The following is a 21,511-nucleotide window of genomic DNA, read 5'->3' as shown; positions in this document are numbered from 1 at the left end:
AGTAGCACCCGGGCTCGCGGACGTATCTGGAGAAGGATGTCGAACTCGGCGGCATTGGCCGTGAGCAGGGTCAAACCGAGCTTCTCCGCCTGGAGGAAGAGGACGCAGTCGTTCAGGGCCTTCATCTTGTTGTCGTCCGCGTAGCCTTGCGTACGGCCAAGGATACCGGCGAGGACGGCGGCTCGACCCAGCACGTCCGCGTCCGGCACGTGCAGGCGACGTTCCGGCATGCTGCGGACGAGCCGTTCGATGGCGGACTTCGCAGCCCGAGTGCGCCTGTCGTCCTCCCGGAGGAGACCGAGGCCGAACATGAGCTCGCCGACCGCGACCATCGAGTGGTTGACGATCCTGACGTCGCTCAACTGGTCCACGGCATCAGGCGTAACGCCCTTTGCCTGATGGAGGTAGACGCAGGTGTCCAGTAGCAGTGGGCCACCGGCGGTGGCCTCGTTCCCGATGAACGGCAACTGGTCGTCGGGTCGCCGCGCGAGGGAACGCCCGGGGTCCAGGCGCTTGATGCGCTCGGCCGCTGCGAAGTCGAAGGCCACGTCAGAACCCGAAGTCGAGGTCGGGATCCACCGTGCCGCGGACGGCATGGAACGCTTCCGCGAACTTGTCGTCGATCGCGACGCTCGCGAGGGCGAACTCCAGGAGCTCGGTATCGGACGTGATGCCGGTCCTCGCCTTGGCCTTCGCGATCAGCTCGCTCGAGACGCGGCCCGCGATGCGTCCGTCCTTCGAGACCGTCAAACCCTCGTCGGCAGCGGCATGCATGACGGCCTCGACCATCGCTCCGCTCGTTACGGAACGGATGACGCGGTCGGTTCGGAGAACCATGGGGTTCCCCTTCGCGGTGCCGCCCTCGACGACAGCCGTCTTGGGACGGCTGCGGGCGACGGTCACCTCGAGAAACTGCCCGCTGACGGCGTTGCGGCCCCGCTTGGAGTGACCTGCCGAACCCAAGCCGCTCGTGCGGGAAGGGCCGTGGTTCTTCGCCATGGCATCCTCCTTGTTCAACGGATTTGGCTGTTGTGTAACATAACTATCGTTGCAGGATAATCAACGAACTTGCCGCCCGACAGGGCTCGGCGCACCGACGCATCGGACCTACGGTCGCAAAACTCCCTTGGGCAGGCGTCAGGCATTCCGGTGTTTCGGGACGGCGCCCCCTTGTACGTATCGGGGATCGTATCGGACGGGCCGTCATTCGATCAGGATCGTCGGGATGAAGCCCCCGAGACCCTTGTTCTGGTCGTAGATCCGCATCGGAAGGTCAGCCTTCGGCATCCAAACCCGCCCGACGTCGACCGCCGCCGACACGGGCATGCTTCTGCGCGCCGAGGCCGGTGCGATCACGCTTCGCGGAACCGATCTGGAGGTTGACGCGATGGTTCGCGTTGACGGCGCCGCTGTCGGGGTTGCGGGGGCGCTGGCGGTGCCGGCGGACAAGTTCGCCGCAGCGCTCGCGCAGTGGCCGGACGGCCTCCTGACGGTCGAAAGCGACGGCCGTCGCCTGACGGCAAAGATCGGCCGCTCGCGCGCCACCATGCCTGTCCTGCCGGAGGTCGACTTTCCCGACATTCGCAGGGGCGAGACGCTGACCGAGTTTGTGATCCCCGGCTCCGACCTGACCGCCATGTCCGAGAAGTGCGGGTTCGCGATCGGCACCGAGGAGACGCGCGCCTACCTGACCGGCATCTACCTTCACGCCACCGATCGCAGCCTCGTCGCGGTCGCGACGGACGGGCATCGCCTGTCACGCTTCGATATGCCCCTGCCCGAGGGTGCCGAGGCCATGGAGGGCGTGATCATCCCCCGAAGCACCGTGAAGCTCTGGCAGCATCTTCTCGGCAAGGAAGAGAGCGATCCCGTGACGATCGAGACCGGCGAGGGTTTCATCCGCTTCTCGTCGGAGCTGATGACGCTGCACTCGAAGGTCGTCGGTGGAACGTACCCGGACTACCTGCGCGTGATCCCGCGCGGGAACAACCAGGTCGCTCTGATCAGCCTCGCCGACTTCGGCGCGGCCGTCGATCGTCTCCTCGTTTTTTCAGAGGGAGAAGGGTAGCGGGTTGAAGGTCGTGTTCGCTGCCGGCGAGCTGCGGATGACGATGCAGTCCGAGGCGGGCGAGGCCGAGGAGTTCGTCACGGCCGAGTGCGATTTCGATTTGGAGGTCGGGTTCAACGGCAAGTACCTGCGCGAAATGCTGTCGACCATGAAGGGCCCGAAGATCAGCATGGCGATGTCCGATCCGAGCGCCCCACCGCTGATTACCGACGAGGCGGACCCGCGCCGGGAAATCGTCGTCATGCCGATGCGGGTTTGACGATGGCGCACCAACCCGTTTCAGCCGCAGCCAAGGCCCTGATCGCCGCGATCTCGAACGACGACAGCAAGCACGGGGGCCTTCTTTCACGGCAGACGATCCGCAAGGCGGACGAGCTGCGCATCGCCCTCGCCCGCTTCGAAGCGGCGCCGACGCCCGAGACAGCCCCATGAGCCGCCGAGCCATCTTCGCCTATGAACGGGGCCTGCGCGGCCCCTCGCCTGTCGTCTTCTACGACGACGTTCCCAACGTGAACGGCAAGCCCACGCCCCTCCTCGCTCGGCACGAGATCGAGGGCGGCACGGGCAACGCCGAGTTCTTCCCCGGCGCCGACGAAACGCCGAGCCTCACCCGCCTAGCAACCGCCTTCCCACCGCCGAGTGGAGAGACCGCATGAGCGCGACTGCCCCTCTCCTTTCCGCCGACCAGGTCATGTCGATCCTGAACGTCAGCCGGACTACGCTCCGGCGTTTAGAGCATGACGACAAGTTTCCAAAGCCCATCCGGCTTGGCAGTCGTCTCAAGCGCTGGAAGGCCGCGGACATCGACGCTTTTATCGCCGTCCAAGGACAGTGAAACGGTTCTCTTCGTTCGACAGAATTTCACCGGCTCCGTCCAATACCCGTCCAAGGGTGGAGGTCGGAGCCGTTTCGGTTTTCTAAGTAATTGTATTTGTTGGAGCGGGCGATGGGGATCGAACCCACGACATCCAGCTTGGGAAGCTGGCGTTCTACCGCTGAACTACGCCCGCGCTCGAGGCAGGACACTGCCCGCTGGGCGGGAAGCCGTCAAGCGGCGTCAGGTGAAATGCTTGGAGAGCTTCAGGCCCTGCGCCTGATAGTTGGACTTCAGATCGGCCCCGTAGAGCCGGTCCGGCAGGCTGGCCATCCGCTCGTAGACGAGGCGCCCGACGATCTGGCCGTCCTCCAGGATGAAGGGCACGTCGTGACTGCGCACCTCGAGCACGGCGCGCGAGCCCGAGCCGCCGGCCGCCGAATGGCCGAAGCCGGGATCGAAGAAGCCGGCGTAATGGACGCGGAACTCGCCGACCAGCGGGTCGAAGGGCGTCATCTCGGCGGCAAAGGCCGGCGGCACATGGACCGCCTCCTTGGAGACGAGGATGTAGAATTCGTCGGGATCGAGGACGAGCTCGCCTACCGCCCCGCGGCGGATCGGCTCCCAGTAGTCGAGCATCGAAAGCGCGGCGCGCCGATCGACGTCGACGACGCCTGTGTGCCGCTTGCCGCGGTAGCCGACGAGACCCGTCTCGTCACCGGCCAGATCGATCGACAGCGCGATGCCGCCGCCGGAGATATTGGCGTCCGTGGCAGTGGTCAGACGTTCGGCCTCGTGCAGCGCGGCGAGCTCCGCCTCATGCAGCTGCGCGTCGCCGGTGCGGAAGCGGATCTGGGTGAGGCGCGAGCCCGGACGCACCACGATCGGGAAGGTGCGGGGGCTGATCTCGAGGAAGAGCGGCCCCCTGTAGCCGGCCGGGATCTTGTCGAACTCCTGCGCCCCGTCCGACAGGACGCGGGTGAAGATGTCGAGGCGGCCGGTGGAACTCTTCGGATTGGTCGCGGCGCGGATCTCGGCAGGCAGGTCGAGCCCCTCCTGCAACGGCACGATGTAGACGCAGCCGGTCTCCAGGACAGCACCGCCGGACAGGTCGATCTCGTGCATCGACAGGCGGCGGAGCTTGGCCTCGACCGGATTGCCCCGGCCCGGCAGGAAGCTCGCCCGTACCCGGTAGGCCTTTGCGCCGAGCCTGAGGTCGAGGCTCGCCGGCTGGATCTGGTCGGCATCGAAGGGACGCTCGCACGCGATGCGCCCGTCCGCGGACAGACGCGCGATGTCGCGATCGGGAAGGATGCCGCCGGCCATGAACTCAACTCCAAGCTGATCCACGCGTTAGCAGGCCCGGCGAGGCTTGGAAACGGGCCGATTGATTTCGGCTGCGGACAGGATTAAGGCTCGCCGCGTTCGTGGTGATTTGCCGGCCGGCTTGCAGCCACGTAAAACAAGTCGCTAAAGGCCGTTTCGCCTCACCCCCGAGCGGCCTCATCGCGTCTGTCGCCCCGTTTGCAAAGCGGCCTCGGAGACGTCCATGCTGAAGAAGAACGACGCACCCCGCCCCTTGCGCCCGGCGACCACCATGGTTCACGGCGGCACCATGCGCTCCGGCTTCGGCGAGACCTCGGAAGCCCTCTTCCTGACGCAAGGCTTCGTCTACCCGACCGCCGAGGCCGCCGAGGCCCGCTTCAAGGGTGAGGAGCCGGGCTTCGTCTATTCGCGTTACGCCAATCCGACGACGCGGATGTTCGAGGAGCGGATGATGGCGCTGGAGGGCGCCGAGGACGCGCGCGCCACGGCATCGGGCATGGCCGCCGTCTCGGCCGCGCTCCAGTGTTCCGTCCGGGCCGGCGATCATGTGGTGGCCGCGCGGGCTCTCTTCGGCTCCTGTCGTTATATCATCGAGACCGTGCTCGGGCGCGCCGGCGTCGCCTGTACGCTCGTCGACGGGCGCGACCTCGAGCAGTGGAAGGCGGCGGTTCGGCCCGAGACCAAGCTGTTCTTCCTGGAGAGCCCGACCAATCCGACGCTGGAGGTCATCGACATCCGTGCCGTCGCCGAGATCGCCCACGAGGCCGGCGCGCGCCTCATCGTCGACAACGTGTTTGCCACGCCGATGCAGCAGAAGCCGCTGGAGCTGGGCGCCGACGTCGTGATCTATTCGGCGACCAAGCATATCGACGGCCAGGGCCGGTGCCTCGGCGGCGTCATCCTGTCGGACGCTAAGTGGATCGCCGAGGAACTGCAGGACTTCTTCCGTCACACCGGACCGTCGCTGTCGCCGTTCAACGCCTGGTGCCTGCTCAAGGGCCTAGAAACCCTTCCGCTGCGCGTTGCCCAGCAGACGGCCAACGCCTCGCGCCTCGCCGATGCGCTGGCAGCCTCCCCGAAGGTCTCGCGCGTCATCTATCCCGGCCGCGCCGACCATCCCGATGCCGAGGTCATCGCGCGCCAGATGTCGGGTGGCTCGACCCTCCTGGCACTCGACCTGAGGGGCGGCAAGGAGGCGGCTTTCCGGTTCTCGAACGCGCTCGAGATCATCAAGATCTCGAACAATCTCGGCGACGCCAAGAGCCTGATCACGCATCCCGCGACGACCACCCACAAGAGCCTCACCGACGAGGCACGCGCCGAGCTCGGCATCGGACCGGGGCTCTTGCGCCTGTCGGCCGGCATCGAGGACGGCGCCGATCTCGTCGAGGACGTCGAGCGGGCGCTCGCCAGCGTCTGACCGCGCGGCCTTCCGGCTGCATCGACCCGGTTTTGCCGCAATCGTCTGCGGATTGCGGCAGGCCTCTTTCGCGCTCCTTGGCGCCTTTAACGAACCGAAGGACCATGTATCAGGCGACCACGCGCCACATCACCGTCAAGGTGACACCGTCCTATCTCGGCGACCAGTCCGATCCGTCGGAGGGGCACTGGGTCTTCGCCTACCGGGTGGAGATCGAGAACGGCTCGCGCGAGACGGTGCAGCTGCGCGCGCGCCGCTGGCAGATCACCGACGGGCTCGGCCGGGTCGAGGTCGTGGAAGGTCCGGGCGTCGTCGGTGAGGAGCCGATCCTGGAGCCCGGCGACAGCTTCACCTACACGTCGGGATGCCCGCTCTCGACCCCGTCCGGCATCATGCGCGGGCACTACCGGATGCAGTCGATCGACGGCAGCCTGTTCGAGGTCGAAATCCCGGCCTTCTCGCTGGACGCTCCGGCCGAGCGACGCGTCCTCAACTAAAGGGATCTCCGGCCGCGCCGGAAGCTTGGCGCGCCGCTCGTTTCGGACCCCGGTAACGCGCGGAGGGGGAGGCGGTGCCGGGGCGGACAGCGCTCCAGGCCTTCAGCCAAAACGCTCGATCACCGCCGGCGATGCAACTCCCTCATCGCGAAGCATCATCGCGGCCCGAATGCGCGCCGCCGCCCGGTCCGCGGCGTCAACGCTTCGCGCATGAACGAAACAGAGGGGTTCACCAGCGTCCAGCCTCGCGCCGAGCGGCGCGAGGGCCGAAAGCCCGACGGCGAAGTCCACGGGATCGCCCGGCCGCGTGCGTCCGCCGCCGAGTTCGACGACCGCCAGCCCGAGCGCGCGGGTGTCGACGGCCGCCAGCGCGCCGGCCCGATCGAGGCTCACCGGCCGCACGATCGGGGCCGCCGGCAGGAACCGATCGGGGTGTTCCAGAAGATCGGCGGGGCCGCCGAGCAGCGACACCATCCTCGCAAAGTGTTCGGCTGCCCGACCGTCGTCGAGCGCGGCCCGCGCCATGGTCTCCGCAGCGGACATCGTCGGCGCCAGGCCCCCGGCGCAGAGGGCCTCCGTAGCGAGGGCAAGCGTGACGGCTTCCAGCCGAGCGTCGCGCCCCCGGCCGGTGAGGAAGCGGATGGCGTTGGCGACCTCAAGCGCATTGCCGGCATCGCTGGCCAAGGGTTCGTCCATGCCAGTGAGGAGCGCGCTGCAGCGGAGGCCTGCGCCCTGCGCGGCCTCGACCAGCGAGCGCATCAGCACGCGCGCGTCGTCCGCCGCCGCCATGAAGGCGCCGGAGCCGGTCTTCACGTCGAGCACCAGCGTGCCGACGCCGGAGGCGAGCTTCTTCGACAGGATAGAGGCGATGATGAGCGGGATCGACTCCACCGTCGCCGTGGTGTCGCGCACGGCGTAGATCCGGCCGTCCGCGGGCGCAAGCCGGGCACTGGGACCGACGATGGCGCAGCCGGCCTCGCGCACGGCGCGCCGGAGCGTGTCCCGATCCGGCGTCACGGCATAGCCGGGGATCGATTCCAGCTTGTCCAGCGTCCCGCCGGTGTGGCCGAGCCCGCGGCCCGAGATCATCGGCACGAAGGCGCCGCAGGCGGCAAGAATCGGCGCGAGCATCAGCGAGACGTTGTCGCCGACCCCGCCGGTGGAGTGCTTGTCGACGACGGGGCCGGGCACGTCCGACCAGTCGAGCACCTCGCCGGAGTCGCGCATCGCTAAGGTCAGCGCGACGGTCTCGGCCTCGTCCATGCCGCGCAGGAAGACGGCCATCGCGAAGGCCGCGATCTGCGCTTCGCCGACCCGGCCGTCCGTGACGCCTGCCACGAATTCGGCAATCTCGGCGGTCTGAAGCGGGTGGCCGTCGCGTTTGCAGCGGATGATCTCCTGCGGCAGCATCAGGCGACGATGTCCGGCAGCGCGGCGGAGAGGATGCGCGCCAGACGCGCGCCGCCGAGCGGGGCGACCTCCTTGGTCTCGGCGTGGCTGAGCTCGGCGCCCGTGATGCCGGCGCCCATGTTGGTGATGACCGAGGCGGCGACGACGCGAAGGCCGAGGAACCGCGCGAGAATCGTCTCCGGCACCGTCGACATGCCGACCGCATCGGCGCCGAGCACCTTCGCCATGCGGATTTCGGCCGGTGTCTCGAAGGAGGGGCCGGAGAACCACATGTAGACGCCGCGATACAGCCCCTCCTCCGCCTTCACGGCGCCGCGCAGCATCGCCGTGCGAAGCGCTTCGTCGTAGGCCGTCGTCATGCCGACGAAGCGCGCGTCGGTCGGCTCGCCGATCAGCGGGTTCCGGCCGGAGAAGGCGATGTGGTCCTCGATCAGCATGACCTCGCCGGGCTGGATCGACGGATTGACCGAACCGGCAGCGTTGGTCAGCACTAGGATCTCGATGCCGACGGCCTTCAGGGCCTCGAGCGCCGGACGCATGGCGGCGGGGTCGCCGGTTTCGTAATAGTGGATGCGGCCGGACAGGATCACGATCTCGATCCCGGCGAGCCAGCCGATCACGATCTCCCCGGCATGACCGCTCACCGCCGAGACCGGCATGCCCGGCAGCGCGGAATAGGGCACGCGCTTGGGCTCCTGAACCGCGTCGACGAGTGCGCCGAGACCCGAGCCCAGGATCAGCGCGACGCGCGGCGCCCGTGCGCCGAGCTGCGAGCGGAGCGCATCGGCGAGTTCGCTCATCAGACGGCGTCCTGAGGGAAGGCCTTGGGCAGGAGTTCGTCCATCAGGACCGTCTCGATCACGCCCTCGGTCGCGTCGCACAGGAACACCCGCGTCTCGGGCCGTGCGAACTCGGCGATGCGCTGGCGACACCCGCCGCAGGGGCTGCAGGCGCGCAGGCGCTCCGCAACGACGGCGATCTCGGCGATCTTGCCGCCGCCGTCCATCACCATGTGGGCGATCGCGGTCGTCTCCGCGCACCAGCCCTCCGGAAAGCTCACGACCTCGATGTTGCAGCCCGCATAGATGCGCCCGTCCTCGGTGCGCAGCGCCGCACCGACGGGAAAGTTCGAATAGGGCGCATGGCACTTCTTCATCGCCGCGCGGGCCTTGAGGAAGAGGTCTTCGGACATGGGACATCTCAAGCGTTCGAGGACGGGGCGCGGGCGTCAGCGCTCCTTGACGTAGGGCACGCCGCCGGCCTTCGGCGGGCGCGACTTGCCGACGAAGCCGGCCAGGAGGATCACCGTCAGGATGTAGGGCAGCGCCTGGACGAACTGCGGCGGGATCTGCCCGATGCCCGGCAGCGGCGTCGTCTGCAGCCGGATCGAGGCGGCATCGAGGAAGCCGAAGAGAAGGCAGGCAAGCAGCGTCGGCACCGGCTTCCAGTTGGCGAAGATCAGGGCGGCGAGCGCGATGTAGCCGCGCCCCGCCGTCATCTCGCGCGTGAAGCCCGCCGACTGCGCCATGGCGAGATAGGTGCCGGCAAGGCCCGTCAGCACGCCGCAGATGATCACGGCGCGGTAGCGCAGCCATGCGACCGAGATGCCGGCCGTATCCACAGCGCCGGGGTTTTCGCCGACGGCCCGGAGGCGCAGGCCGAAGCGCGTGCGATAGAGCACCCACCACGTGAAGGGGACGGCGAGGAAGGCGAGCCAGACCAGCGCGTTCTGGCCGGACAGGAGGCCGGAATAGACGAAGCCGACGACCGGCACGTCGCGCAAGGCCTCCGCGCCCGGCAGTTCGATCCCGAGGAAGCGCTGGTCGGGGCCGAGCGGCGGCGTGACGCCGCCTTGGGCGAACCATGCGCTGCCGAGGATGATGGTGAGGCCGGAGGCGATGAAGTTCAGCGCGACGCCGGACACGATCTGGTTGCCGCGATAGGTGATCGAAGCAAGACCATGAATGAGCGCGAAGAGGACGGCGACGCCGACGCCCGTCAGCAGCCCGAGGATCGCCGAGCCGGTGACGGCGGCGGCCGAGGCCGAGGCAAAGGCGCCGGCCAGCATCTTGCCCTCGAGGCCGATGTCGAAGACGCCGGAGCGCTCGGAATAGAGGCCGGCGAGCGCTGCGAAGATCAGCGGCGTCGAGAGGCGGATGGTGGAATCGAGAAGATTGAGGAGACCGGCGAGATCCATCAGCGTGCCTCCCCGCCGGCCGGCTTCGGCCCGGTCTCTCGCAACCGCAGGAACCCGTACATGACCCCGACGCCCGGGCGGAGCATGTTCTCGAGCGCCCCGGCGAAGAGGATCACGAGCCCCTGGATGATGACGATCATGTCGCGCGAGATCGTCGGCATGTCGAAGGCGAGCTCCGCCCCGCCCTGGTAGAGCGTGCCGAAGAGCAGCGCGGCGGGAATGATGCCGGCCGGGTGCCCGCGCCCCATCAGCGCGACGGCGATGCCGACGAAGCCGGCGCCGGCCGGAAAGTTCAGCTGAAGCCGGTACTGGTCGCCCATCACCGAGTTCAGGGCCATCATGCCGGCAAGGCCACCCGAGATCAGCATGATGGTGACGACAAGGCGCGTCTCCTTCATGCCGGCATAGCGTGCGGCGGACGGCGAGAAGCCCAGCGTGCGAATTTCGTAGCCGAGCCGGGTGCGCCATATCAGCACCCAGACCGCGACCGCGGCGAAAAGCGCGACGAAGAACGTCACGTTGAGCGGCGCGCCGCCGAGGTCGAAGCCGAGCGCATCGAAGAGGCTGCCGAGCTTCGGCAACTGCCCCCCCGCATCGAACTGGCGCGTCTCGGGCTGCATCGTGCCGATCGGCCGCAAGGGGCCGACGAGGAGATAGACCATCAGCGCGGAGGCGATGAAGTTGAACATGATCGTCGTGATGACGACGTGGCTGCCGCGCTTGGCCTGGAGGTAGCCCGGCAGGAAGGCCCAGGCCGCTCCGACCGCGAAGGAGGCGATCACCGCCAGCGGCAGGTTCACCCACCAGGGCAGGACCGAGCCCAGATTGAGCGCCACGAAGGCGACGCCGAGCCCGCCGACATAGGCCTGCCCCTCGCCGCCGATGTTGAAGAGACCGCCGTGGAAGGCGACGGCGACGGCAAGGCCCGTCAGGATGAAGTTCGTCGTGTAGAACAGCGTGAAGCCGAATCCTTCGCCGTAGCCGAAGGCGCCGCGCAGCATCAGCCGCGCTGCCTCGATCGGACTTTCGCCGACGGCCAGCACCACGAGCCCCGCAACGAGGAAGGCCACGACGACGTTGAGTAGCGGGATCACGCCATGGTCGATCCAGGCGGGCAGCTTGGCATAGGGTCGGCTCATGCCGGCTCCTCGGAAGGCGGGGTCAGGTCGATGCGCCCTTCCGCGTCGAGCGGAAAGAACGGGTTGTGGGCAGGTTCCCAGAGGTGGCCGTCCGGGTCGGAGAGATAGCCGGAATAGCCGCCCCAGAAGACCTTTTCGGGCGGCTTCACCGCCTCGCCTCCGGCCGCGACTGCTTGTGCGAACAGGCGGTCGGTCTCAGCCTCGGACGCGAGGTTGATCGCGAGCGTCACACCCCGGAAGCGCGGCAGCGGCTGCGCGGTCAGGCCGGCGTCCGCCGCCAGGTCGTCGCGCCCGAAGAGCGAGAGAACGATCCCCTCCCCTTGCAGGAACACGACCTTGTCGTTGCCGGCATCCGTTCGCATCCACCCGAGCGCCTCGTAGAAGCGGGAGGATCGCGTGAGGTCAGCGACGCCGAGCGTGATCAGCGAGACGCGCGCGTCCCTCATTCGGCGGCCTCGCGGCGCGTCTCGCCGGCCATCAGAAGGCCGATCTCGCCCTCGTCCGCCTCCGGCCCGACCTCGCCGACGATGCGGCCAGCGAACATGACGAGGATGCGGTCGGCGAGCGAACGGATCTCGTCCAGCTCGACCGAGACGAGGAGCACGGCCTTGCCGGCGTCGCGCATCTCGACGACGCGGCGGTGGATGAACTCGATCGCGCCGACGTCGACGCCGCGCGTCGGCTGGCCGATCAGAAGCACGGCAGGATCGCGCTCCATCTCGCGCGCCAGCACGATCTTCTGCTGGTTGCCGCCGGAGAAATTGGCGGTGCGAAGGTCTGGCGACGGCGGGCGGATGTCGTAGGCGGCGATCTTCGCCTCGGCGTCCCGGCGCATCGCCTTCGGATCGAGGAACGGACCGGAGCCGAGGCTGGGATCGCGGTGGTAGCCGAGAACGGCGTTCTCGGCCTCGCGGAAGGGCAGGACCAGACCGACATGGTGCCGGTCCTCCGGCACATGCGCGAGTCCCCTCGCCCGCATCTCCGCCGGATCGAGCGCGCCAGTCGGATCGAGCGTCTCGCCCCTCAGCCGCATCCGGCCCCGTTCGGCGCGGCGGATGCCCGACAGCGCCTCCAGAAGCTCGGATTGCCCATTGCCCGCCACCCCGGCGATGCCGACGATCTCGCCGGCACGCACGGTGAAGGACACGTCGTCGACCATCGCGACGCCGCGCCCGTCGCGCACCGACAGTCCCTCGACCTCTAGGAGCGGGACGCCGGGCGCCGCCGGCTTCTTGTCGACCCGCAGGAGGACGCGTCGCCCGACCATCAGCTCGGCGAGTTCGCCGGCGCTCGTTTCGCGCGTCCGGCGCGTGGCGACTATCTCGCCGCGTCGCATGACGGACACGTTGTCGGTGACGTCGAGAATCTCGCGCAGCTTGTGGGTGATGAGGACGATCGTCTTGCCCTCGGCCCGCAGCTGGCGGAGGACCGTGAAGAGCTGGTCGGCCTCGGCGGGTGTGAGCACACCCGTCGGCTCGTCGAGGATCAGGATCTCGGCGCCGCGATAGAGCGCCTTCAGAATTTCCACCCGCTGCTGGAGGCCGACCGGCAGCGTCTCGACCACCGCGTCCGGGTCGATCGCCAGCCCGTGCTCCTTCTCGAGGCGGAGGAGTTCGGCCCGCGCGCGGCGGATGCCGGGCGACAGGAGGCCCGACTGTTCGGCCCCGAGCATGATGTTTTCCAGCACCGTGAAGGGCTCGACCAGCATGAAGTGCTGGTGGACCATGCCGATGCCGGCCGCGATCGCCGCATTCGAATCGGGGATCGCAACCGGCTGGCCGCCGACCCGGATCTCGCCCTCGTCGGCCTGGTAGAAGCCGTAGAGGATCGACATGAGCGTTGACTTGCCCGCGCCGTTCTCGCCCACGATCCCGTGGATGGTGCCCTTCTCCACGCGCAGATTGATGTCGCGGTTGGCGCGCACGGCGCCGAAGGTCTTCGAGATGCCGATCAGCTCGATCGCAGGGCCCATGCCGATCCCATCACCGTTCTTACGTGAGCGTCAGGTTATCGATCCGCGCGCCGAAGCGCCAGACCGCCCGTCCCGCCGAAGTAGGCCGCACAAGGCCTTGATCCACAGCCCGTGCGTGCCCCATGTGACGGCACGAGACGACGAGACGGAGCCCCCTTGTCCGAAACCCCGAAGCGCCCCCGCCAGAGCCGAGCCGATTATCGCGCCTTCGTCGACGTGACGACGCGCTGGTCCGACAACGACATGTACGGCCACATGAACAACGCGGCCTACTACGCCTTCTTCGACACGGCGGTGACGAACTGGCTGTTCGGCACAGGCCTCTCTGCGCAGGACTCGATGTTCTTCGTGGCCGAGACCGGCTGCCGCTACCTGTCGGAGGTCGGCTATCCCGATCGCGTTCGTGTCGGCCTCCGGGTCGGGCACCTCGGCACGACCTCGATCCGCTACGAGATCGGCATCTTCCGCAACGACGAGGACCTTGCCGCGGCCGAAGGGCTGTTCGTCCACGTCCACGTCGACAAGGCGACCCGCCGCCCGGCGCCGGTGCCGGGCGTCCTTCGCCGCGCGCTGGAGGCGCTTGCCGCATGAGCGACGAGACCCGCATCACCGAGCTCGAGATCGCGCTCGCCCACCAGACCCACACGGTCGAGGAGCTCTCGTCCGAGATGGCGGCGCAGGGCCAGCGAATCGAGCGGCTGGAGAAGACGCTGAAGGCGCTGGTGCAGCGGCTCCTCGAGCTGGAGGAAAGCGCGACACCCCGGGCGGAGATCACCCGGCCGCCGCACTACTGATCAGGGCAGCCGCGCGACACGCTCGACGAGAAGCGCGTAGAAGGCGTCCGCATCGCCCGAGCGCACGAAGAACGCGTTCTTCGCTCGCTCGGTGACGCCCCAGTAGTCCACGACCGTCATGCCGCGCGTGAGCGCGCTGCCGGTCTCGACCTCGATGTTGACGCGTCGCCCCTCGAACATCTCCGGCTTCACGAGGAAGGCGGTCACGCAGGGGTCGTGCAGCGGCGCGCCCTCCCAGCCGAACTTCTGGAGATCGTAGACCTCGGAGAAGGAGAGCATCGCCGCGACTGCCCTGCCTGATCTGTTGCCGATCTTGCCGAACGCCTCGATGCGCGCGGGGGTCGAGTGCATCTGATGCGTCACGTCGAGCGGCAGGACGGTGATGTCGACGCCGCTGGCGAAGACCGAGGCCGCCGCCTCCGGATCGACATAGACGTTGAACTCGGCGGTCGGCGTCACGTTGCCGACCTCGAAATAGGCGCCGCCCATCAGGACGATGCCCTGGAGCCGCTCGGCGAGGTCGGGCGCCTTCAGAAGCGCCAGCGCGACGTTCGTCAGCGGCCCGAGGGCGGCGATCGTCACGCTCTTCGGCTCGTGCGCGCGCACGGTGTCGATGATGAAGTCGACGCCGTGCCCCTCGCGCAAGGGGTTGGCAGGCGGCGGCAGGTCGGGACCGTCGAGCCCGGTCTCGCCGTGTACGTGCTCGGCCGTCACCAGCGGGCGCAGGAACGGCCGCTCGGCCCCGGCATAGACCGGGATGTCGGCGCGCCCGGCCAGTTCCGCGATCCGCCGCGCATTGGCGGAGGCCAGATGCAGCGGCACGTTGCCGGCCACCGCGACGATGCCGAGAACGTCGAGTTCCGGCGAGCCGAGCGCGGCGAGGATCGCGATCGCATCGTCCTGTCCCGGGTCGGTGTCGAAGATGGTCTTGCGCAAGGTGAAGCCTCCGTCATGTCTTTCACGCCGCGCATAGCATCGCGTGGCCCGGAACGCGAAACGGCGCCCGCAAGGGGCGCCGTCGGGGTCGTTCGAGACGAGCTGTACCTTCAGTAGGGGCAGGCGTTGTCGGTGTTGTAGTTGTGGACCTTGATCGTGCCGGCGATGATGTCGGCCTTGGCCTTCTCGACCGCCGCCATCATCTCGGGTGTGATCAGCGCCTTGTTGTTGTCGTCGACCGCGTAGCCGACGCCGTCCTCCTTCAGGCCGAGCGTCTGCGTGCCGGCCGTCCACTGGCCGCCCTGCGCATCCTTGAACGCCTGATAGACGGCGTTGTCGACGCGCTTGACCATCGAGGTCAGGACCTTGCCGGGATGCAGCATGTTCTGGTTGGAATCGACGCCGATGCCGAGCTTGCCGGCGTCCGCCACGGCCTGCAGCACGCCGATGCCGGTCGCGCCCGCGGCGTGGAACACGACGTCCGCGCCCTGGTCCATCTGCGAACGGGCGAGCTCGCCGCCGCGCACCGGATCGTTCCAGGCGGCGGCCGTCGTGCCCGTCATGTTCTCGAGGTACTTGGCGTCCTTCTTGGCCGCGAGCACGCCGCCCTTGTAGCCGCAGGCGAAATTGCGGATCAGCGGGATGTCCATGCCGCCGACGAAGCCGACCGTGCCGGTCTGCGACTTGAGCGCCGCGAGCATGCCGACGAGATAGGAGCCCTCCTCCTCCTTGAAGAGGATCGAGCGCACGTTCGGCCGGTCGACCACGGTGTCGATAATGGCGAACTGGAGGTCGGGATATTCCTTCGCGACGTTCTCCATCGCCGCCTGCTGGGCAAAGCCGACGCCGATGATCGGCGAATGGCCGTCGCGGGCGAAGCGGCGCAGCACCTGCTCGCGCTGCGTCTCGTTCTGCATCTCGAACTCGCGATATGCGACGCCCGTCTCCTTCTTGAAGCGTTCCGCGCCGTTAAAGGCCGCCTCGTTGAAGGACTTGTCGAACTTGCCGCCCAGATCGAAGATCACGGCGGGCTTGAACTCGGCGGCAAGCGCGTGGCCGGCGAGGCCGAGCGTGCAGGCGGCCATCAGGCCGGCGAGAAGATGCTTCATGGGTCGGGTCGTGTCCCTGTTTCGCGAAGACGGCCTTGTGCCCATCACGCGGCGTATCCCGCAAATGAAAAGGCCGGCCATGCCGTCCGTCGGACTGGCATGGCCGGCCGCCATACTCAACTCAAATTCCCGCGTCCCGCAAGGGCGCGGGACAGCGGCTCCACCGCCTATTCGGCCGCTACGGCCCCGAGGCCGACTGGGCAGCTGACGCCGGTACCGCCGAGCCCGCAATAGCCGCGCGGGTTCTTGGCGAGATACTGCTGGTGATAATCCTCGGCGTAGTAGAACTCGGGCGCCGGCAGGATCTCGGTCGTGATCTGCCCCCGGTGACCGGCCTTGGTAAGAGCCGCCTGATAGGCGTCGCGCGCGGTCTCCGCCGCCTCGCGCTGCTCTTCGTCCGTCCAGTAGATGCCGGAGCGATACTGCGTGCCGACGTCGTTGCCCTGGCGCATGCCCTGCGTCGGATCGTGCGCCTCGAAGAACGTCTTCAGCAGCGTCTCGTAGGACACCTTCGCCGGATCGTAGGCGACGAGCACGACCTCGTTGTGGCCGGTGCGGCCCGAGCAGACCTCCTCGTAGGTCGGGTTCGGCGTCGAGCCCGCGGCGTAGCCGACCGCCGTCGTAATGACGCCCGGAAGCTGCCAGAACTTGCGCTCCGCGCCCCAGAAGCAGCCAAGGCCGAAGATCGCCGTCCGTGTGCCGGCCGGGAACGGGCCCTTGATCGGCGCGCCGGACACGAAGTGGCGCTCGGCGGTCGGGATGGCGGCCGGACGACCCGGCAGCGCCTCCTCGGCGGTGGGCAGCGTCGTCTTCTTCATCAGTCGGTCGAGGAAGGACATGGATTTCACCTCTGGGTTCGCGTGACGCGGCGCGGCGGCCGGCCGACGGCAAGAAGGATCACCCCGGCAAGGCCGAGGACGATGGATGCGGGCTGGCGGCCGATCTCTGTGGCAAGGCTCGCGCCGCGCCCTTCGGACGCGAAGACGCCGCTGGCCGCCACCGCATTCGAGGCCGCGTCGAACACGGTCAGCCCGGCGATGCGTGCCGCGCTTTCGAGCGGCATCAGCACCGTCGTGCCCGATGCCAGCGAGCGCGCGATGTCGCCGACCGCCAGCGCCGTCGCGGCCGCCAGCACGAGACAGCCCGCCACGCGCAGCAACCAAGCCAAGAGCCGCATCGCCTCCTCCTCCTTCGTCAGGGATCAGCGACGTTGCCGGCGCAGCGCCACCGTCGCTTCGGTCGAGCCCCGCATGATGGACCCGATATGGTGTCGCGTCACCCGGCCCGCAACGCCGGAGGCCGAAACGCGCCGCCGAGAAAAGCGGCCGATCACCAGCGCTCCGCCGACGAAACCGCTTGCCAGACGAAGCGTTCCAGTGATAGTCCGCGCCACCGTACCAGCGTCGGCCCTAGCCTCCTTGGCTTCCCGATCCGCAGGTCAGGAGGGGTGGCCGAGTGGTTGAAGGCGCACGCCTGGAAAGTGTGTATACGGGAAACCGTATCGGGGGTTCGAATCCCCCTCCCTCCGCCACGCCCTTGTAAGCCACTGACACCCTTGCAAAGCCCTGCCACGCAGGGGTTTGATGCTCTCGGTTTGGGTACAAATCTTGGGTACAAAGTGGCCAAGGGCATCAAATTCGTCGAAGGGGCAAAGACCCCATACCCGCGTTTTGTACGCCGGGTCCCGACCCATCTGGTCGAGTTTTTTGGTAGGGCAGTCTGGAAAGACGCCCTCAAAACTCGCGATCAAATCGAGATGAAACTGGCGGCCGTCGAGCACGAGCGCCGCACCAATCGGCTGATAGAAATCGCCGAGCGTGCCATCGCCGACGGCTTCCCGACGCTCGCCGAATGGGAGGCCGCGCAGGCCACGGCCGCCTTCATGCGCCCCGCCACCGACGAACAGGTTGCCGGTGCCCTCGTTGCGCATGTCAGGGCAGAGCTGGCCGTTGCCACGTCCGCCCTTCTGGCCGATCCGGTGCGAGACCCGGAGGATGCCCTTTCTCGAGTTGGCGAGTTGCATCGGCCGATCGTGAACGGCACCGCCATCCGGTCCCGGGCGGGTCTCTTCGCCGCCGATCTGGAATCGGCCCAAGGCAATCCGTTCGCGCTGGCGCCCTTTTGGACGTCGAAGGAAATTCGAGCCGCTCTCGTCAAGCAAGGTATCGGCCTGCCGCCGGATGATCCACGCGTCCGGCGGCATTGGCGTGCCTTCGCCACGGTCTCCATGCGTCTCATCGCCGAGTTGGAGGACATGATCCGCGATCCCTTCCGATCGCATGCTCATGGCGAAGCCGTGCTGGCCGAGGCGGCTAACGCTTTCGGCATCATCACAACCGCCGCTGCCCCATTGCCTGCCCCCATCCCGCCAGCTCTGAGGCCGAGCGCGAGCAAGGCCGCCAAGGGTAAGGTGTCGGACCTTATCTATTCTAAGGTGTGGGAGCGGCGAGCGAAGGAAGAGCGCAGCGTCGGGAATTGGCGCGAAAAGACGGATCGCGAGCATCAGGCGTACCGGGACCTGTTCCTTTCCGTTCTGCCGGACAGGCCCTTGCCTGAATATACGAAGGCTGACGTCCGCGAGTTCAAGTCCGTCCTGATGCGGCTGCCTCCTAACTGGAGCAAACTCGTTCCGCTCCGAAACCTGACGCCCACGAAGGCAGCCGAGAAAGCCGAGAAGCTTGGCCTGAAGCCCATGTCGGCTTCGAACGTCAATAAGGTGCTCAGCTACGTCGGATCGACGTGGACGTGGGCTGAACCGCTTTTCGATGAGGTCGAGAACAACCCGTTTCGGCGAATGGGGATATCAACCGGAACGAAGGCGCGAGACGAGAGGCACCCGTTCACCCCGGCAGAGCTGGCGCTCGTCTTTAACTCGACGATCTACAGAGGCGCCAAGTCCGCGCGCCAGTGGAGGCTCAGGGGCGACTTCATAGACCGCGACAGCGCTCGGTGGTGGGTGCCGTTGGTCGGCTTGCACAGCGGCATGAGGCTCGGAGAGATCATCCAGTTGGGCCACTCTGACGTCCGCACGGAAAGCGGTGTGACGTTCTTCGACATCAGGCCTGACGCCGAAGAGAAACGCGTGAAGACGCGCGCCGGCATCCGTCGCATCCCGGTTCATTCCGGGCTTGTCGCACTCGGTTTCCTAGACTTCCTGAAACGCGCCAAGCGCAACGGCTCCACCCGCATCTTCGCCGACGTGCCACGGGGCGAAGACGGCTACTGGTCAACGGTTTTCTCAAAATGGTTCAGTGGGCACTTCCTGTCCGTCGCGGGCGTGACGCGCCCGAAGGTCGTGTTTCACTCGTTCCGGCACACGTTTGAAGACGCCATGAGGGATGCGGACCTGTCCCCGTCGCTCATGGATGCGATGCAGGGGCATTCGGAAAGCGGCGAGCGCGGCCGTTATGGCAGCGGGCACAAGCTGACGACGCTTGCCGACGCTATGGCGAAGGTGACGATCCCGGTCGATCTGTCCCACCTCGTTCCGAGTAAATTGGTAGCACCATAATATTCGGAGAGACCAAGCAACGTGTACATGAAACTCAGTATCAATCATGTACACGCATGTAAAACTGGGTACGGATCGCAGATTTTGTTTGACGACTCGCCGGTTACCTGCAAGAGGTCGACTTAGCGCAACCTATGGGAGTACCGACGATGCCCGCAAAGAGACCCCACGCCATGGGTGACACGGAAATCTTCGATCAGGACAGGGAGACGTTTTTGATCGAGATGGAGGCCGACGTTGCGGCCTTCATGGCGGACCTGCACCGCGACGGCTTCAGGCTGCCTGCATACGAAAGCCGGGAGGGGCGCCACGACGATCTAGCCGCGTAACAGCCCCTAGAAACGCGAAAAGCCCGGTGGGGACCGGGCTCATCACGTTGGGCATTCGAAGTAGAAACGTCTAGCACCGTTCTCTTCGCACAACTTGGTCGAGCATGCAAGCCGGACTGTAGAGTCTTGGCTACCGACCACGTGCGCCCTGACGTCTGGCCAGTCCCTCCCGACGCTTTCGCCCTGAACGAAAGCACCGAGGAATGTACAGCGAAGCCCTCCGGGCGGCGATCGATGCCGCGCGTCCACATGAATACCCTGCCCTACGACAGAGCCTGTATGGGGCTATGGCCTCCGGGCAAATCAGCGAAGCCGAGGCCGAAGAACTGGAAGCCGTCCTGAACGTCGGCCGCGCACCGGCGTCCCCGTTCCGCACCGCCCAGCCACGCCTGCGCCGCGCCACCATCTTCCCGCCACGCCCTCCTGTCCGTCGCCCTGACCCATCGGAGAGCGTAAGGCGCAGGCGTTACCATGCGCAGGGCGCGCTGCCCCCATCGCTGTCCGTGTCATTCACCGTCGGCGAATTGAGCGTGCTCGCGATCGTCGGCGCAGAGATGGCCGCGCATGGCGAATGTGATCGGAGCATCGCCGAGATTGCCGCCAGAGCCGGCGTTTGTCGAAGCCTCGTTCAGCGAGCCTTGAAGGCTGCCGTCGGCTTCGGCCTGCTGACCATCACCGAACGCCGCGTGAAGGGACGCAAGAACCTCACGAACATCGTGCGGGTAATCGATTCCCGGTGGCTGGCATGGATTGCCCGGCCGACAGGGTCGACGAAAGTCGCCCCCACGAAGACAACCCTTAATAGAAACGATGTGCGGCAACGTTTTGCGCCGTACGCCGGGAGCCGAGTGGCCAAGGCTGCCGTTCCGCCTGCCCGATCCACCATCAGTGGAGGGCTTAGGCTATGAGCGGGCCTTGGCAAATGGTGCTACCGGATGAAGAATTCGGCGAGATGCTGGCCTTGCTGGAGGCGGCTGACCTAGCGGCCAGCTTTCACTTCGCGTTGGAAGGGCTCACCGTCACAACGGCGGACGCAGATGCTGCTGTTCTGCTGGTTCTGGCGTTTGGAACGCCGGGTGTGGCGGAGGCGAGGTCGCTTCGTGCTCTGTGACGCAGATGGCCGTTTCGATCGCCTTCATCGCTTTGCGAGCCCGAATGTCGCGCGCCGCCTCGTGAGCCCGCAGCAGCCGGCGGATCGTCGTTTTGTACCCCTGTTCCCTTCCCATCACACACGCCTCACGGTTGAAAACGTAGGTGTGAACAAAATTTGGGCACAAAGGTTTCAGGTCGTTTTGCCTAGTTTCAGGCCCACCGGTAGAAAGCGACGGCCGTCACCATCACGAGTCTGTGAGCGGCGCCAACCCCATCCGCCTTCAAGGCTTCGTTGAACGCCCCTGCCGCCGTCACGCGATCGAAGCCTCGGATCAGCAGCTCGTCATGAAGCGCTGCCGCCTTCAGGTATCGAGGGTCATGCGGCGAGAACGCCCAGCGCAACGCCCATGGGATGGAGACGTCGAAGACAGTGCCGTCATCAACGTGCTCCCAGTGGCCGGAGCCCTTGAACCCAAGCTCCCAGCTCGTGCGGCCGTGCTGGCGATACCGGATGCCGTCCAGCCGCTCGAAGACGATCGGGGCGTCGGTGTAGGTGCTCACGGGATGGCGGCGGCGGAGATGAACAGGGCGTCGATATCGCCTGCCGTCAAACCCAGCGCCTGCCCAAGGCCGGCAACCAGCGGATGGTCACGGCGGAGCGTCGTGGCGTACTCCCATTCGATCCGCGCCTCTTCGCCAGCCTGTCCGGGCATTGCGGAGATAGCGGTGTTCGCACGGCCCAGCACGATCGCGCGACTGAGCGCAAGCTTCGCCTGACGCATGGTGACGCTCACTGGCACCGGGACGACGATCGGCAACACCCGCCACGTCTGATGCCAACCGCCGGCGTCAAGCTCTGGCGAGCCCTCAATGACTTCGAAGCCTTCGCTGGCAACC

At 67.1% G+C, this 21,511-nt stretch carries 29 protein-coding genes, 2 tRNA genes, 1 pseudogene and 1 riboswitch; of the genes and pseudogenes, 14 read left to right on the top strand and 18 right to left on the bottom strand.

The window, feature by feature from the left end; translation table 11 throughout:
• The 3 genes from QZ753_RS02435 to QZ753_RS02425 form a co-directional block, all read right to left on the bottom strand.
• Nucleotides 1-548: DNA-binding protein (locus tag QZ753_RS02435; RefSeq protein WP_294640879.1), on the bottom strand; the 548-nt coding region annotated here is incomplete at its 3' end.
• A gap of 1 nt (nucleotide 549) precedes the next feature.
• Nucleotides 550-999 (bottom strand): hypothetical protein, encoded by a 450-nt coding sequence (locus QZ753_RS02430; protein ID WP_294640877.1) that lies wholly within the window; start codon nucleotides 997-999, stop codon nucleotides 550-552.
• 204 nt (nucleotides 1,000-1,203) lie between these two features.
• Complete coding sequence (locus QZ753_RS02425; protein ID WP_367171484.1) at nucleotides 1,204-1,326, bottom strand: hypothetical protein; 123 nt, start codon at nucleotides 1,324-1,326, stop codon at nucleotides 1,204-1,206.
• Between QZ753_RS02425 and QZ753_RS02420 the strand changes: the two genes are divergently transcribed.
• From QZ753_RS02420 to QZ753_RS02400, 5 genes are read left to right on the top strand one after another with little or no spacing between them, the layout of a single operon-like run.
• A complete protein-coding gene (locus QZ753_RS02420; RefSeq protein ID WP_367171483.1) occupies nucleotides 1,325-2,068 on the top strand; it encodes a hypothetical protein in 744 nt (247 codons plus the stop codon). The two genes, QZ753_RS02425 and QZ753_RS02420, sit on opposite strands and share 2 nt — an antisense overlap.
• Nucleotides 2,069-2,081: 13 nt before the next feature.
• Complete coding sequence (locus QZ753_RS02415) at nucleotides 2,082-2,327, top strand: hypothetical protein (protein ID WP_294640881.1); 246 nt, start codon at nucleotides 2,082-2,084, stop codon at nucleotides 2,325-2,327.
• A 2-nt stretch (nucleotides 2,328-2,329) separates the two neighbouring features.
• Nucleotides 2,330-2,500 (top strand): hypothetical protein, encoded by a 171-nt coding sequence (locus tag QZ753_RS02410; RefSeq protein WP_294640876.1) that lies wholly within the window; start codon nucleotides 2,330-2,332, stop codon nucleotides 2,498-2,500.
• A complete protein-coding gene (locus tag QZ753_RS02405; protein ID WP_294640874.1) occupies nucleotides 2,497-2,724 on the top strand; it encodes a hypothetical protein in 228 nt (75 codons plus the stop codon). The genes QZ753_RS02410 and QZ753_RS02405 overlap by 4 nt, the downstream gene beginning before the upstream one ends.
• Nucleotides 2,721-2,903, top strand: a complete 183-nt coding sequence (locus tag QZ753_RS02400) for an AlpA family transcriptional regulator (RefSeq protein WP_294640871.1) — start codon at nucleotides 2,721-2,723, stop codon at nucleotides 2,901-2,903. Before QZ753_RS02405 ends, QZ753_RS02400 begins: the two co-directional genes overlap by 4 nt.
• 100 nt (nucleotides 2,904-3,003) lie before the next feature.
• On the opposite strand, the gene QZ753_RS02395 is transcribed toward QZ753_RS02400, so the two are convergent.
• Both QZ753_RS02395 and QZ753_RS02390 read right to left on the bottom strand, forming a co-directional pair.
• Nucleotides 3,004-3,078, bottom strand: a tRNA-Gly gene (locus QZ753_RS02395).
• Between the two features lie 47 nt (nucleotides 3,079-3,125).
• Nucleotides 3,126-4,208 (bottom strand): 2'-deoxycytidine 5'-triphosphate deaminase, encoded by a 1,083-nt coding sequence (locus QZ753_RS02390; RefSeq protein WP_294640870.1) that lies wholly within the window; start codon nucleotides 4,206-4,208, stop codon nucleotides 3,126-3,128.
• Nucleotides 4,209-4,299: 91 nt separating this feature from the next.
• A riboswitch (SAM riboswitch) is annotated at nucleotides 4,300-4,375 on the top strand.
• 56 nt (nucleotides 4,376-4,431) lie between these two features.
• Here QZ753_RS02390 and QZ753_RS02385 point away from each other — a divergent pair.
• Nucleotides 4,432-5,628 carry an O-succinylhomoserine sulfhydrylase gene (locus tag QZ753_RS02385; protein WP_294640868.1) on the top strand — a complete coding sequence of 399 codons (1,197 nt, stop codon included), beginning with the start codon at nucleotides 4,432-4,434 and terminating at the stop codon, nucleotides 5,626-5,628.
• Between the two features lie 104 nt (nucleotides 5,629-5,732).
• A complete protein-coding gene (apaG, locus tag QZ753_RS02380; RefSeq protein WP_294640867.1) occupies nucleotides 5,733-6,125 on the top strand; it encodes a Co2+/Mg2+ efflux protein ApaG in 393 nt (130 codons plus the stop codon).
• A gap of 102 nt (nucleotides 6,126-6,227) precedes the next feature.
• On the opposite strand, the gene deoA is transcribed toward apaG, so the two are convergent.
• The 7 genes from deoA to QZ753_RS02345 are packed head-to-tail and all read right to left on the bottom strand — an operon-like array spanning nucleotide 6,228 to nucleotide 12,843.
• On the bottom strand, nucleotides 6,228-7,535 hold the full coding sequence (gene deoA, locus QZ753_RS02375) for a thymidine phosphorylase (protein WP_294640866.1): 1,308 nt from the start codon (nucleotides 7,533-7,535) through the stop codon (nucleotides 6,228-6,230).
• Nucleotides 7,535-8,335, bottom strand: a complete 801-nt coding sequence (locus QZ753_RS02370; protein WP_294640865.1) for a purine-nucleoside phosphorylase — start codon at nucleotides 8,333-8,335, stop codon at nucleotides 7,535-7,537. The genes deoA and QZ753_RS02370 overlap by 1 nt, the downstream gene beginning before the upstream one ends.
• The gene (locus QZ753_RS02365) at nucleotides 8,335-8,727 is read right to left on the bottom strand and encodes a cytidine deaminase (RefSeq protein WP_294640864.1); all 393 of its coding nucleotides are present in this window, start codon (nucleotides 8,725-8,727) and stop codon (nucleotides 8,335-8,337) included. The genes QZ753_RS02370 and QZ753_RS02365 overlap by 1 nt, the downstream gene beginning before the upstream one ends.
• A gap of 36 nt (nucleotides 8,728-8,763) precedes the next feature.
• On the bottom strand, nucleotides 8,764-9,732 hold the full coding sequence (locus QZ753_RS02360) for an ABC transporter permease (protein WP_294640861.1): 969 nt from the start codon (nucleotides 9,730-9,732) through the stop codon (nucleotides 8,764-8,766).
• Nucleotides 9,732-10,871 carry an ABC transporter permease gene (locus QZ753_RS02355; protein WP_294640860.1) on the bottom strand — a complete coding sequence of 380 codons (1,140 nt, stop codon included), beginning with the start codon at nucleotides 10,869-10,871 and terminating at the stop codon, nucleotides 9,732-9,734. Before QZ753_RS02355 ends, QZ753_RS02360 begins: the two co-directional genes overlap by 1 nt.
• A complete protein-coding gene (locus QZ753_RS02350; protein ID WP_294640857.1) occupies nucleotides 10,868-11,317 on the bottom strand; it encodes a VOC family protein in 450 nt (149 codons plus the stop codon). Before QZ753_RS02350 ends, QZ753_RS02355 begins: the two co-directional genes overlap by 4 nt.
• Complete coding sequence (locus tag QZ753_RS02345) at nucleotides 11,314-12,843, bottom strand: ABC transporter ATP-binding protein (RefSeq protein ID WP_294640855.1); 1,530 nt, start codon at nucleotides 12,841-12,843, stop codon at nucleotides 11,314-11,316. The genes QZ753_RS02350 and QZ753_RS02345 overlap by 4 nt, the downstream gene beginning before the upstream one ends.
• A gap of 156 nt (nucleotides 12,844-12,999) precedes the next feature.
• On the opposite strand from QZ753_RS02345, the gene QZ753_RS02340 reads away from it, so the two are divergent.
• Nucleotides 13,000-13,434, top strand: a complete 435-nt coding sequence (locus QZ753_RS02340) for a thioesterase family protein (RefSeq protein ID WP_294640853.1) — start codon at nucleotides 13,000-13,002, stop codon at nucleotides 13,432-13,434.
• On the top strand, nucleotides 13,431-13,637 hold the full coding sequence (locus tag QZ753_RS02335) for a SlyX family protein (protein ID WP_090966542.1): 207 nt from the start codon (nucleotides 13,431-13,433) through the stop codon (nucleotides 13,635-13,637). The genes QZ753_RS02340 and QZ753_RS02335 overlap by 4 nt, the downstream gene beginning before the upstream one ends.
• On the opposite strand, the gene QZ753_RS02330 is transcribed toward QZ753_RS02335, so the two are convergent.
• The 4 genes from QZ753_RS02330 to QZ753_RS02315 form a co-directional block, all read right to left on the bottom strand.
• On the bottom strand, nucleotides 13,638-14,573 hold the full coding sequence (locus tag QZ753_RS02330; protein WP_294640851.1) for a nucleoside hydrolase: 936 nt from the start codon (nucleotides 14,571-14,573) through the stop codon (nucleotides 13,638-13,640).
• Nucleotides 14,574-14,683: 110 nt separating this feature from the next.
• Complete coding sequence (locus tag QZ753_RS02325; RefSeq protein WP_294640850.1) at nucleotides 14,684-15,682, bottom strand: BMP family ABC transporter substrate-binding protein; 999 nt, start codon at nucleotides 15,680-15,682, stop codon at nucleotides 14,684-14,686.
• 167 nt (nucleotides 15,683-15,849) lie between these two features.
• Nucleotides 15,850-16,521 carry a peptide-methionine (S)-S-oxide reductase MsrA gene (msrA, locus tag QZ753_RS02320; RefSeq protein WP_294640848.1) on the bottom strand — a complete coding sequence of 224 codons (672 nt, stop codon included), beginning with the start codon at nucleotides 16,519-16,521 and terminating at the stop codon, nucleotides 15,850-15,852.
• Between the two features lie 5 nt (nucleotides 16,522-16,526).
• Nucleotides 16,527-16,859: a hypothetical protein gene (locus QZ753_RS02315; protein WP_294640846.1), complete on the bottom strand. Its 333-nt coding sequence runs from the start codon at nucleotides 16,857-16,859 to the stop codon at nucleotides 16,527-16,529.
• A gap of 264 nt (nucleotides 16,860-17,123) precedes the next feature.
• Between QZ753_RS02315 and QZ753_RS02310 the strand changes: the two genes are divergently transcribed.
• The 5 genes from QZ753_RS02310 to QZ753_RS02290 all read left to right on the top strand — a co-directional run bounded on the left by QZ753_RS02310 (nucleotide 17,124) and on the right by QZ753_RS02290 (nucleotide 20,633).
• Nucleotides 17,124-17,213, top strand: a tRNA-Ser gene (locus QZ753_RS02310).
• 87 nt (nucleotides 17,214-17,300) lie between these two features.
• Nucleotides 17,301-19,193: a site-specific integrase gene (locus QZ753_RS02305; RefSeq protein WP_294640844.1), complete on the top strand. Its 1,893-nt coding sequence runs from the start codon at nucleotides 17,301-17,303 to the stop codon at nucleotides 19,191-19,193.
• A gap of 173 nt (nucleotides 19,194-19,366) precedes the next feature.
• On the top strand, nucleotides 19,367-19,522 hold the full coding sequence (locus QZ753_RS02300; protein WP_294640842.1) for a hypothetical protein: 156 nt from the start codon (nucleotides 19,367-19,369) through the stop codon (nucleotides 19,520-19,522).
• Nucleotides 19,523-19,725: 203 nt separating this feature from the next.
• On the top strand, nucleotides 19,726-20,430 hold the full coding sequence (locus QZ753_RS02295) for a hypothetical protein (RefSeq protein ID WP_294640840.1): 705 nt from the start codon (nucleotides 19,726-19,728) through the stop codon (nucleotides 20,428-20,430).
• Nucleotides 20,427-20,633 (top strand): hypothetical protein, encoded by a 207-nt coding sequence (locus tag QZ753_RS02290; protein ID WP_294640838.1) that lies wholly within the window; start codon nucleotides 20,427-20,429, stop codon nucleotides 20,631-20,633. Before QZ753_RS02295 ends, QZ753_RS02290 begins: the two co-directional genes overlap by 4 nt.
• A 191-nt stretch (nucleotides 20,634-20,824) precedes the next feature.
• Here QZ753_RS02290 and QZ753_RS02285 read toward each other — a convergent pair whose 3' ends face one another.
• Entirely contained in the window at nucleotides 20,825-21,175 is a 351-nt protein-coding gene (locus tag QZ753_RS02285) for a DUF1353 domain-containing protein (protein ID WP_294640836.1), read from the bottom strand.
• Nucleotides 21,172-21,511: pseudogene (locus tag QZ753_RS02280) on the bottom strand (hypothetical protein); the annotation flags it as partial. The pseudogene QZ753_RS02280 and the gene QZ753_RS02285, both read right to left, overlap by 4 nt.

Origin of the sequence: uncultured Aureimonas sp. (assembly GCF_913775355.1) — a bacterium.
Taxonomy (GTDB): Bacteria; Pseudomonadota; Alphaproteobacteria; order Rhizobiales; family Rhizobiaceae; genus Aureimonas.
Note: the sequence above shows the minus strand (reverse complement) of the source record. Positions and strands in the feature narration are given on the sequence as shown.

Bases quoted from the DNA above. Each gene is read 5' to 3' on its own strand.
- QZ753_RS02350 (WP_294640857.1), bottom strand. From the start codon at position 11,317: ATGAGGGACGCGCGCGTCTCGCTGATCACGCTCGGCGTCGCTGACCTC.
- QZ753_RS02410 (WP_294640876.1), top strand. From the start codon at position 2,330: ATGGCGCACCAACCCGTTTCAGCCGCAGCCAAGGCCCTGATCGCCGCG.
- QZ753_RS02300 (WP_294640842.1), top strand. From the start codon at position 19,367: ATGGGTGACACGGAAATCTTCGATCAGGACAGGGAGACGTTTTTGATC.
- QZ753_RS02400 (WP_294640871.1), top strand. From the start codon at position 2,721: ATGAGCGCGACTGCCCCTCTCCTTTCCGCCGACCAGGTCATGTCGATC.
- QZ753_RS02430 (WP_294640877.1), bottom strand. From the start codon at position 999: ATGGCGAAGAACCACGGCCCTTCCCGCACGAGCGGCTTGGGTTCGGCA.
- QZ753_RS02325 (WP_294640850.1), bottom strand. From the start codon at position 15,682: ATGAAGCATCTTCTCGCCGGCCTGATGGCCGCCTGCACGCTCGGCCTC.
- QZ753_RS02335 (WP_090966542.1), top strand. From the start codon at position 13,431: ATGAGCGACGAGACCCGCATCACCGAGCTCGAGATCGCGCTCGCCCAC.
- QZ753_RS02360 (WP_294640861.1), bottom strand. From the start codon at position 9,732: ATGGATCTCGCCGGTCTCCTCAATCTTCTCGATTCCACCATCCGCCTC.
- QZ753_RS02315 (WP_294640846.1), bottom strand. From the start codon at position 16,859: ATGCGGCTCTTGGCTTGGTTGCTGCGCGTGGCGGGCTGTCTCGTGCTG.
- QZ753_RS02385 (WP_294640868.1), top strand. From the start codon at position 4,432: ATGCTGAAGAAGAACGACGCACCCCGCCCCTTGCGCCCGGCGACCACC.
- QZ753_RS02365 (WP_294640864.1), bottom strand. From the start codon at position 8,727: ATGTCCGAAGACCTCTTCCTCAAGGCCCGCGCGGCGATGAAGAAGTGC.
- msrA (WP_294640848.1), bottom strand. From the start codon at position 16,521: ATGTCCTTCCTCGACCGACTGATGAAGAAGACGACGCTGCCCACCGCC.
- QZ753_RS02425 (WP_367171484.1), bottom strand. From the start codon at position 1,326: ATGCCCGTGTCGGCGGCGGTCGACGTCGGGCGGGTTTGGATGCCGAAG.
- apaG (WP_294640867.1), top strand. From the start codon at position 5,733: ATGTATCAGGCGACCACGCGCCACATCACCGTCAAGGTGACACCGTCC.
- QZ753_RS02405 (WP_294640874.1), top strand. From the start codon at position 2,497: ATGAGCCGCCGAGCCATCTTCGCCTATGAACGGGGCCTGCGCGGCCCC.
- QZ753_RS02390 (WP_294640870.1), bottom strand. From the start codon at position 4,208: ATGGCCGGCGGCATCCTTCCCGATCGCGACATCGCGCGTCTGTCCGCG.
- QZ753_RS02290 (WP_294640838.1), top strand. From the start codon at position 20,427: ATGAGCGGGCCTTGGCAAATGGTGCTACCGGATGAAGAATTCGGCGAG.
- QZ753_RS02370 (WP_294640865.1), bottom strand. From the start codon at position 8,335: ATGAGCGAACTCGCCGATGCGCTCCGCTCGCAGCTCGGCGCACGGGCG.
- deoA (WP_294640866.1), bottom strand. From the start codon at position 7,535: ATGCTGCCGCAGGAGATCATCCGCTGCAAACGCGACGGCCACCCGCTT.
- QZ753_RS02420 (WP_367171483.1), top strand. From the start codon at position 1,325: ATGCTTCTGCGCGCCGAGGCCGGTGCGATCACGCTTCGCGGAACCGAT.
- QZ753_RS02295 (WP_294640840.1), top strand. From the start codon at position 19,726: ATGTACAGCGAAGCCCTCCGGGCGGCGATCGATGCCGCGCGTCCACAT.
- QZ753_RS02345 (WP_294640855.1), bottom strand. From the start codon at position 12,843: ATGGGCCCTGCGATCGAGCTGATCGGCATCTCGAAGACCTTCGGCGCC.
- QZ753_RS02355 (WP_294640860.1), bottom strand. From the start codon at position 10,871: ATGAGCCGACCCTATGCCAAGCTGCCCGCCTGGATCGACCATGGCGTG.